The organism is Photobacterium salinisoli, from assembly GCF_003614885.1.
Lineage (GTDB): Bacteria > Pseudomonadota > Gammaproteobacteria > Enterobacterales > Vibrionaceae > Photobacterium > Photobacterium salinisoli.
Window position 1 is genome coordinate 1 of the sequence record NZ_QZMS01000019.1, and the last position, 9,411, is coordinate 9,411.

Here is a 9,411-nt window from a genome sequence, read left to right on the forward strand (position 1 = left end):
TGTAGTCGGGGCTATCGTCGTCGACGTGCTGGGAATGCGCTCTATGGTGCGCTACCTGCTGGAATTCTTCTCACACAAATTCAGAGGGAAACCGACTTGATAGAGATACTGCAACAACTGACCGCAATGGGCTTACCGCCCACCATGATCGCGCTGCTCATCGTGCTGTACAAGCAGGACAAGCGGCTAACAATACTGGAAACGAACGTACAACTGGGGAAAAAACATGGCTAAGACAGGACTGAAAAGTAACGGCACACTGAAGAAAGGCTACCGCTTCGCCAAGGGCGGCCGGGTGGTGAAAGCGAAGAATGCGACAGTGAAGCGGAAGAGAGCACGTTAGCTACAAGGCTAGATTACTTCGATGTTTAGTTGGAGCTTGAGCAACTTTGTTTCATTCAATCAGGTTCACGAAATCGTACTGAGACGGTTTGGCTAAAAGTTTGTGTGATATATAGTTTCCACCTAAAAGGAGAATTATATGAAACAAACTGAAACGCTGGTGTTCAAGTATGATGGAGAGGCTTTAGAGCAGCACAAAATTAGCATCTCCTTGTTAGCTGATTCTCTTCAGGGTATCTGTAGCCTGATGAACGAGATTAATATTAAGCTAAATGGGACATCGGATAACTTAGATGTCAAAGTGGATGCCTTCAAACAGGGATCGTTTGAAGTTGTTTTAGATGTAATTCAAAACCCCCAGGAATACACGGAAATTTTATCAATTATCGGAATTGGTGGGTCTGCGTTAGCCGCAGGAAAAGATTCACTGCTAACGGTGATGTCTCGATTGAATGGCAGACAAATCAAAAAGTTATCTTTTGCTCAAAACGGTGACTGTAAGGTGACATTTGAAGGTGGTGAGGGGTTTGATGTACCTCCATATTTAAAACCACTTCTAGCCTCTGCCTCAATCAGAAAGTCACTATCAAAGCTGATTCATACCCCGTTACAGGAAGATGGAATTGATACTTTTAAAGTATTGAATTCTGATGGGGAGGAAGTGGCAGTAATTGACAAGGAGCAAAGTAGCGTATTCAAATACCGAAGGGTTCCTGTTGATCAAACGTCAACAGATAAAAAAGCTAATGATGTGCTGATTAATTTTGTGACTATTCATAAAGATAAATCCACCTTTTGGAGAATCGACTACGAAGGTGAGACTGTAACTGCAACTATCAAAGATGATGAGTTTGTTGCCAAAGTGAAAAATGGATTAGAGCCTGAATTATTCAGTGCTGCATACAGTGCTAACCTTACAATTAGGGAAGATCTATATTCACTGGACAAAACTTATTTAATTGATAAGGTGCACGGCATTGTCGATTAGCAATAATTTTTGAAGAGGGGGGAGAAACATGGAAGCAGTAGCTATATGGTTGTTGTTCTTTGGCTCTCTGCCTGTGCTTTACTGGAGCTTCAGGCTGATATTTGACTCAGTAGCTGCTTTCTTTTTGTCTGAGCATATTGTTGAGTTGGAAGTTGAGCAAGAGGATGGCTCTTGGAAATCAACTGTTGTAGACGTCAGTAATGATGAGGATTTTTACAACGTTGCGATGAAAGCTTTGAGAAGCCAAAGGAGTGGAAATGAGCCAAGATAAAGCTCAGAACGTTCCTGCTATATCCAATACAGCAGCAGCAATGCTCAGTGGTGGGTTGATCACTTTGGTATCAGCATGGGAAGGCGCAATTCCTTACTTTGGGGAAGGTGATTTTTCTGCAATTAAAACTTACATCCTGCCTATCATTCCTAGCTTAGGAATGATTTTGGCCTTTTGGTTCAAAGCTCTTGGTTATAGATATTCTCTTGGTCTCAATTACAGAAAGCTTATTAAACTAAATAAAAACAAGATCAAAAAAGTCAAGGCAGCTTTAAAGGACAAAGATCTTACTCATGAGGATAGGTTGAAATTCCAGAAGCAGCTGGGCCAGTATCATCAAGATGGCATTGACATTGATTCAAAGAAATTTCAATTCGCGTCTGCAAGCGCTACAAGAGCTGAAGAAGATCTAACCAGACTTCAAGCATCTGATCCTTATGCAAATCAGGAAGCTAGTTCATTGATAAAACAAGAAACAAGTAGGCCTGAGTCATGAGTTGATTTGAACACCTCCATTTGGAGGTGTTTTTTTATCGCCTTTTATATTACTCGCATGCAATGAAATACTCTTGGCAAAGGTTGTTTTGTCGTTGCGTGCCAGCCATAAAAAATTCAACCCGTGGTCATTAAGTGGTCAAATAAAATAAAAAATAAACCTAAAATCAATGACTTAAATCAAAATAAAAGGCCCTCAATGAGCGCCTTTTTTGTCTTCAGTGAACCGCCATCAAAGGTTTGGCCCCAGCCATTTCTCTGCTTCTAACGCATCCCAGCCTTTACGCTTGGCGTAACTTTCCATCTGATCACGTTGGATCTGGGCAACGGCAAAATAGCGGGATTCCGGATGAGAGAAATACCAGCCGGAAACAGCGGCGCCCGGCCACATGGCATAGCTTTCCGTCAGGATCATGCCGGTATTGGCTTCGGCATCCAAAAGCTTCCAAATCTCACCTTTTTCAGTATGCTCAGGGCAAGCAGGATAGCCAGGTGCAGGCCGGATACCCTGGTATTTTTCACGGATCAGATCTTCGTTGCTCAGGTTCTCGTCCGGTGCATAGCCCCAGATTTCCTTACGGACTGTCTCGTGCATGAATTCCGCAAAGGCTTCAGCAAGACGATCAGCCACCGCTTGGATCATAATCGCGTTGTAATCATCCCCTTTGGCTTTGAACTGATCGGCGATCTCATATTCACCGATACCGCCGGTTACCGCAAAGGCACCAATCCAGTCGGCTTTACCGCTTTCTTTCGGGGCAATGTAATCCGACAGACAGTAGTTCGGCCCTTTGGGTTTTTCTGTCTGCTGGCGCAGTCCGCGCAGGGTGGTCAGCACCTGAGTTCGGGTTTCATCGGTGTAGACTTCGATATCATCACCGATATTATTGGCCGGAAACAAACCACACACGCCATTGGCCTTTATCATGCCGCTGGCTTCGATGTCGTCCAGCAGCTGGTTGGCATCATCAAATAAGCGCTGGGCTTCCTGCCCCACGACTTCATGGCGCAAAATAGTGGGGTATTTGCCACTCAGCGACCAGGTCATAAAGAACGGCGTCCAGTCGATATAACTGCGCAAAGTTGCAATATCGAAATCCTTAAAAACGTGGATCCCTGGCTTTTGCGGCGCCGGCGGGGTGTAGTTATTCCAGTCAATCGCCACTTTATTAGCACGGGCAGCTTCCAGGCTGACAGGCGCACTGCGCGGACGCTTGCGGGCGTGTTGCTCCCGCACCACCTCGTATTCCTGATCCAGACGCTCAACAAACGCCGGGCGCTGGGCATCCGACAAGAGTGCCGAACATACCCCTACAGCACGCGAGGCATTTGAAACATAAACGACAGGAGCATGGTAGTTTTGCTCAATTTTGACGGCAGTGTGGGCCTTGGACGTTGTTGCCCCGCCAATCAACAGAGGAAGGTCAAAACCCTGCCGCTCCATTTCTTTGGCGACATGCACCATTTCATCCAGTGACGGTGTGATCAGCCCGGAGAGGCCGATAATATCGACCTTCTCTTCTCTGGCCACTTTCAGGATCTTGTCGCAAGACACCATGACACCCAGGTCAATGATCTCGTAGTTATTACACTGCAGCACCACACCGACAATGTTTTTGCCGATATCGTGCACATCGCCTTTCACCGTGGCGAGCAGTATTTTACCATTCGTGCGTCCGGCTTGTTTTTCAGCATTGATGTAAGGTTCGAGATAGGCGACCGCCTGTTTCATGACCCGGGCTGATTTCACCACCTGAGGCAGGAACATTTTCCCTTCACCGAACAGATCACCGACTATATTCATCCCCGCCATCAAAGGCCCTTCTATGACCTCGAGCGGTTTTTCTGCGTTCTGACGGGCTTCTTCGGTATCTTCAACAATAAACTCAGTGATCCCTTTGACCAGCGCATGCTCCAACCTTTTTTCGACCGGCCAGCCGCGCCATTCGGCAGCCGTTTTATCTTCTACCGCTTCGCCACTGCCCCGGTACTTGTCGGCAAGATCCAGCAGGCGCTCGGTGGAATCATCCCTGCGGTTCAGCACGACATCTTCCACGGCTTCGCGCAGCTCATCTGCCAGATCATCGTAGATGGCCAGTTGCCCGGCATTCACTATGCCCATATCCATGCCGTTTTTGAAACAGTGATAAAGGAACACCGCATGAATAGCTTCCCGCACAGGCTCATTACCACGGAACGAGAATGACACATTCGACACGCCGCCCGACACCATGGCATGCGGCAGAGTACGCTTGATATCACCCACGGCCTCGATGAAATCCACCGCGTAGTTATTGTGTTCTTCAATCCCGGTGGCTACCGCGAAAATGTTCGGGTCAAAAATGATGTCTTCAGGCGGGTATCCCACTTCATCAACCAGAATGCGGTAGGCATTGGTACAGATCTCTATCTTACGCTCACGGGTATCAGCCTGCCCCACCTCATCAAACGCCATCACAATCACAGCTGCGCCATAACGACGGATCAGTTTCGCCTGTTCAACAAACTTCTCTTTGCCTTCTTTGAGAGAGATCGAGTTAACAATAGGTTTGCCCTGAACGCACTTAAGGCCGGCTTCCAGTATTTCCCACTTGGAAGAGTCAATCATAATAGGGACGCGGGAGATTTCAGGCTCAGAAGCACACAGATTCAGAAAGCGCACCATGGCAGCTTCAGCATCCAGCATGCCCTCATCCATATTGATATCGATGATCTGAGCCCCGGCTTCCACCTGCTGACGTGCCACTTCCAACGCCTCGTCATAAAGCTCTTCTTTGATCAAGCGGCGAAAACGGGCTGAACCTGTTACATTGGTCCGTTCACCGACATTGACAAATAAGGTGTCTTTTTCAATGGTCAGCGGTTCTAAGCCTGACAAGCGGCAGGCGACTGGGATCTCAGGCAATTGGCGCGGCGGGACATTCGCCGTGACACGGGCCATTTCACGGATATGTTCTGGCGTGGTTCCACAACAACCGCCCACCAGGTTCAGGAAACCGGACTCCGCCCACTCTTTGATATGCTCGGCCATTTCAGCGGCTTCAAGATCATATTCGCCAAACGCATTGGGCAGACCGGCATTTGGGTGCGCAGAGACCGCACACTCCGAAATACGTGATAATTCTTCTACATATTGGCGCAGTTCATCCGGACCCAACGCGCAGTTAAGGCCAAACGAGATAGGTTTGACGTGTCGCAGAGAATTGTAAAAGGCTTCTGTGGTTTGTCCTGATAAGGTCCGGCCGGAGGCATCGGTGATTGTCCCTGAAATCATCACAGGCAAAACCACACCGGTTTCCTCAAAGACTTTATCCACGGCAAACGCACAGGCTTTGGCATTCAGCGTATCGAAAATGGTTTCGATCAGAATAATATCGGCCCCGCCCTCAATCAAAGCGCTGGTTGATTCGGAATACGCGTCCACTAACTGATCAAACGACACATTTCTGAAACCCGGATCGTTAACATCCGGTGATATCGAACAGGTACGGTTGGTCGGACCGAGTACACCGGCAACAAAACGTGGCTTGTCCGGCGTTTTCGCCGTCCATTCATCCGCCACCTGGCGGGCAAGCTTCGCCGCTTCTAAATTAATCTCTGCGCTCAGACTCTCCATGTCATAATCAGCCATGGCAATGGTCGTCGCGTTAAAGGTGTTGGTCTCAAGGATATCAGCGCCAGCTTCAAGGTAAGCAGAGTGAATATCCTTGATCAGTTGCGGCTGAGAGAGTACCAGCAGATCGTTATTGCCTTTAAGATCCGAATGCCAATCAGAAAAACGTTCACCACGATAATCCTCTTCATCCAGCTTGTAGCTCTGGATCATGGTGCCCATGCCCCCATCTATGATGAGGATCTGTTCCTTAAGTCGCTTTTGTAATAAATCCGTTCCCTTCGACACTGCTTACTTCCTTACACTTAAACCTATCAGCTGCTAACATCCTATCACAGCCTGATTGGAAATCTAGACGTCCATACATCGTTTGCGAAAACTTATTATCCAAGTGTAGGCCTAAAGTTTTTATGGCTATCAGAGGCCCGAACATTTATATTTTGTCACAATTTTTGCTTAACACTTTAACAACAGATGAGGATCAAGGATGTCGGTATACAGTACCCTCTGTTTTCTCGCCGCCGCCGCGATGGTTATTGCCTTTATTAACCACAAAATAGGCAAGATGCAAACCACTATCGCCATCACAGCCGGGGCTATTATCTTATCGCTCGGGATTGTAATCGCAGGTCATAACGGCTGGTTTCACCTGGAAGAAATCGCTGCGGAACAGCTGGGTCAAATCGACTTCGAAAGCTTTCTGCTAAAAGGCATACTGGGCTTCCTGCTTTTCGCTGGCGGTTTAGGGATCAAGCTGCCACATCTCGAAGATCAAAAATGGGAAATCACCATTCTGGCTCTGGGCGCCACACTGTTCTCCACTTTCTTCATCGGAGGCAGCCTGTGGTGGATATGTCAGATGTTAGGCATCCAGTTTGACCTGATCTACTGCCTGCTGTTCGGCGCATTAATTTCACCGACTGACCCGATAGCCGTGCTGGCCATAGTAAAAAAACTGCACGCACCGCGCCGCATCTCAACACAAATAGAAGGTGAGTCGCTGTTTAACGATGGCTTTGGTCTGGTCATCTTCGTGACTTTATTTACCATCGCCTTTGGTGATGAAGCTCCTACTGTGTTGGGTGTTGGCCATCTTTTCCTGCAGGAAGCCATTGGTGGGATCACTTACGGTTTTGTTTTAGGCCTGCTGTTCCATTACCTGATCAGTTCGACAGACGATCACTCTATGGAACTGCTGCTGACTCTGGGGATCCCAACGGCCGGTTATGCTTTTGCCGATGTCATTCATGTTTCCGGGCCGTTGGCTATGGTGGTATCCGGTATCATGATTGGCAACTGGACCCGTTATATCGGCTTTTCTAAAGAGAGTGAAGATCATCTGGATCACTTCTGGGAGCTGGTTGATGAGTTCCTCAACGGTGTACTCTTCCTGCTGATTGGTATGAGCATGCTGTCGTTCAGCTTCCATGAGGAAGACTGGACACTGATGGTGATTGCGGTACCTCTGGTACTGCTGGCACGCTATTTAAGTGTAAAGCTGTCTTACCTCGGCTTTAAACGTTTCCGTCAATACAACCCCGAATCAGTAAAAATCCTCACCTGGGGCGGCTTGCGCGGTGGTCTGGCGCTGGCGATGGCGATGGCAATTCCTGCCGGCGTTATCGTCATTCCGGAGAAAAACATTGATGTCAAAGAGCTTATTCTGGTGATGACTTATTCAGTTGTGGTGTTCTCTATCCTGGTTCAGGGTTCTACCATCACGCCTATGATCGAGAAAGCCAAACTCTGGGAAGCAAACAAAGCTAAAGCAGATGAGCAAGTCGATCATTCTCACCAGCAGCCGGAAACCGATCCTAAGTCTTGAATACCTGGATCGTGACCATAAAAAAGACCTGCTGCGGCAGGTCTTTTTGTTTCCAAGGACAGAGGCAATCAATCATCTTTGGTGAATTTGTCTTCCGAGAAGTGCTCCAGATCATAAGGCGTTTGCTGGTAGACACAATAATTCAGCCAATTAGCAAACAGTAGATGACCATGACTGCGCCAACTCGCAATCGGCGGTTTATCCGGGTCATTATCCTGATAATAATTCACGGGAATCTTGGGCTCCATTCCCTCACCCAAATCACGCATGTATTCATTATGTAATGTATGGGCATCGTATTCAGGATGGCCTGTCACGAAGACATTGCGCTTATCCTTGGTGGCGGCCAGATACACTCCTGCCTGATCAGAGGTAGCCAGAATATCCAGATCAGTATGCTCGGACAAGAACTCAGGAGAAAAATCAGCATACCGCGAGTGAGGCGCCAGAAAGGTGTCATCAAAGCCTCTCAGAATCGGATGATGCGGATGATGAACCTTATGGGTGTAGATACCTGATAATTTCTCTTTGCGGGTACGCTTAGGTAAGTCGTACATCAGCTTGAGTCCAGCCTGAGCCGCCCAACACACATACATAGTCGAAGTGACGTGCCCTTTGGCCCAGTTCAATATTGTCTGTATCTCTTCCCAGTACAACACATCTTCGAACTGTACCAGCCCGAGCGGGGCACCTGTCACGATCAAGCCGTCAAAATTTCTGTGCTTTACCATTTCGAACTGCCGATAGAAGGTATCCAGATGCTCAGTCGGCGTATTTTTCGTCGGTCGGTTGTCAATTCGCAGTAACTCAACATCGACCTGCAGAGGGCTATTTGATAACAGGCGGAGAAACTGAGTTTCAGTTTCAATTTTTTTCGGCATCAGGTTAAGCAACAATACCTTCAGCGGGCGAATTTCCTGACTGGCAGCGCGTTTTGCAGACATGACGAAGATATTCTCACTACGGAGAATATCCGTTGCCGGTAACTGATCAGGAATTTTAATGGGCATGTGTTGCTCTCCCTAAGATGTACAGACGTCCAGATACCCAAAAATTATAGAATTTCCACTCACTCTGCAAGCATTACCGCATTAAAAGAATTATAGATAGTTAAGGACATAATGAAGAATTCTAATGAAAGCAATAGACTAGCAAAGGGGAGTATAAAAATAGCAGAATGGAGAAATGAAAAAACCCAGCCAAAGGCTGGGTTTTAAAGGGGGACTTAGCAATGTCCTACTCTCACATGGGGAGACCCCACACTACCATCGGCGCTGCTGCGTTTCACGTCTGAGTTCGGCATGGGATCAGGTGGTTCCACAGCGCTATTGTCGCTAAGAAAATTCTGGTGCTAGTACCCAGATTTGAACTGGGGGCCTCACCCTTACCAAGGGTGCGCTCTACCAACTGAGCTATACCAGCAAATTTTTATCTAAACAAAGTCTTACGCTTCACTGCTTTGTTTTGGTCATCTTGTGTGATTCAATGCAGACTTCGAACTGAGACGCGTAGCGTACCGGAGTACGTGAGCATAACAAGTCTCGAAGGGTGCGAGCTATCACCCAAGATGGGCAAAAAAACCTGGCGATGTCCTACTCTCACATGGGGAGACCCCACACTACCATCGGCGCTGCTGCGTTTCACGTCTGAGTTCGGCATGGGATCAGGTGGGTCCGCAACGCTATGGTCGCCAAGCAAAATTTGTTCAACAATCTTGGAAAATCTGACTTAAGTTCTCAGCACATCATTCAAGTGCTCATGGAGTCCGTAAAACCCCTTGGGTGTTGTATGGTTAAGCCTCACGGGCAATTAGTACAGGTTAGCTGAGCGCCTCACAACGCTTACACACCCTGCCTATCAACGTTCTAGTCTCGAAC

General features: G+C 47.7%; 7 protein-coding genes, 1 tRNA gene and 3 rRNA genes. 5 read left to right on the forward strand and 6 right to left on the reverse strand.

Annotated features, from left to right (window positions below):
* Positions 1 to 96 precede the first annotated feature (96 nt).
* The 4 genes from D6M16_RS22355 to D6M16_RS21875 all read left to right on the forward strand — a co-directional run bounded on the left by D6M16_RS22355 (position 97) and on the right by D6M16_RS21875 (position 2,097).
* Positions 97 to 234 (forward strand): hypothetical protein, encoded by a 138-nt coding sequence (locus tag D6M16_RS22355; RefSeq protein WP_155804952.1) that lies wholly within the window; start codon positions 97 to 99, stop codon positions 232 to 234.
* Positions 235 to 481: 247 nt separating this feature from the next.
* The gene (locus tag D6M16_RS21865; RefSeq protein WP_120513968.1) at positions 482 to 1,330 is read left to right on the forward strand and encodes an LAPAL motif-containing putative phage structural protein; all 849 of its coding nucleotides are present in this window, start codon (positions 482 to 484) and stop codon (positions 1,328 to 1,330) included.
* 28 nt (positions 1,331 to 1,358) lie between these two features.
* Positions 1,359 to 1,601: a hypothetical protein gene (locus D6M16_RS21870; RefSeq protein ID WP_120513969.1), complete on the forward strand. Its 243-nt coding sequence runs from the start codon at positions 1,359 to 1,361 to the stop codon at positions 1,599 to 1,601.
* On the forward strand, positions 1,588 to 2,097 hold the full coding sequence (locus tag D6M16_RS21875) for a hypothetical protein (RefSeq protein WP_120513970.1): 510 nt from the start codon (positions 1,588 to 1,590) through the stop codon (positions 2,095 to 2,097). Before D6M16_RS21870 ends, D6M16_RS21875 begins: the two co-directional genes overlap by 14 nt.
* A gap of 231 nt (positions 2,098 to 2,328) precedes the next feature.
* Here the strand turns inward: D6M16_RS21875 and metH are convergent, their stop codons facing one another.
* Positions 2,329 to 5,997, reverse strand: a complete 3,669-nt coding sequence (metH, locus tag D6M16_RS21880; protein ID WP_120513971.1) for a methionine synthase — start codon at positions 5,995 to 5,997, stop codon at positions 2,329 to 2,331.
* Positions 5,998 to 6,196: 199 nt separating this feature from the next.
* Here metH and D6M16_RS21885 point away from each other — a divergent pair, with 199 nt between their 5' ends.
* Positions 6,197 to 7,534, forward strand: coding sequence for a cation:proton antiporter (locus tag D6M16_RS21885; protein WP_046220631.1), 1,338 nt, complete (start codon positions 6,197 to 6,199; stop codon positions 7,532 to 7,534).
* Positions 7,535 to 7,602: 68 nt separating this feature from the next.
* Here D6M16_RS21885 and metA read toward each other — a convergent pair whose 3' ends face one another.
* From metA to D6M16_RS21910, 5 genes are all read right to left on the reverse strand, one after another.
* A complete protein-coding gene (gene metA, locus D6M16_RS21890) occupies positions 7,603 to 8,544 on the reverse strand; it encodes a homoserine O-acetyltransferase MetA (RefSeq protein WP_120513972.1) in 942 nt (313 codons plus the stop codon).
* 213 nt (positions 8,545 to 8,757) lie between these two features.
* Positions 8,758 to 8,873 (reverse strand): 5S ribosomal RNA (rrf, locus tag D6M16_RS21895).
* A 7-nt stretch (positions 8,874 to 8,880) separates the two neighbouring features.
* Positions 8,881 to 8,956: transfer RNA gene (locus tag D6M16_RS21900), tRNA-Thr, on the reverse strand.
* A 157-nt stretch (positions 8,957 to 9,113) separates the two neighbouring features.
* A 5S ribosomal RNA gene (gene rrf / locus D6M16_RS21905) occupies positions 9,114 to 9,229 on the reverse strand.
* A 93-nt stretch (positions 9,230 to 9,322) separates the two neighbouring features.
* Positions 9,323 to 9,411, reverse strand: a 23S ribosomal RNA gene (locus D6M16_RS21910); the annotation flags it as partial.